The organism is Psychrobacter sp. GW64-MNA-CIBAN-0177, assembly GCF_040309585.1.
Taxonomy (GTDB): Bacteria; Pseudomonadota; Gammaproteobacteria; order Pseudomonadales; family Moraxellaceae; genus Psychrobacter; species Psychrobacter okhotskensis.
Map to the genome: position 1 here is coordinate 1 of NZ_JBEOOY010000220.1, position 274 is coordinate 274.

Genomic DNA, 274 nt, shown 5'->3' on the forward strand with positions numbered 1-274 from the left:
TCGTAGTCGATTTCCGGGAAGATGATCTGCTCTTTCACGCCCATGCTGTAGTTACCACGACCATCGAAGGACTTGGCATTCAGGCCGCGGAAGTCGCGGACCCGAGGCAGGGAGATCGACAGCAGACGATCCAGGAATTCGTACATACGCTCACGGCGCAGAGTCACTTTGACGCCGATCGGCCAACCTTCACGGACTTTAAAGCCAGCGATGGATTTCCGAGCGTAAGTCACAACGACTTTCTGACCGGTGATCTTTTCCAGGTCGGCAACAG

1 protein-coding gene is annotated in these 274 nt (G+C 55.1%); it reads right to left on the minus strand.

Going from position 1 to position 274, the window contains the following annotated elements; genetic code table 11:
• Positions 1 to 274 (minus strand): 50S ribosomal protein L5 (rplE, locus tag AAEY79_RS14850; RefSeq protein WP_352289135.1); only part of this gene is annotated, 274 nt, incomplete at both ends.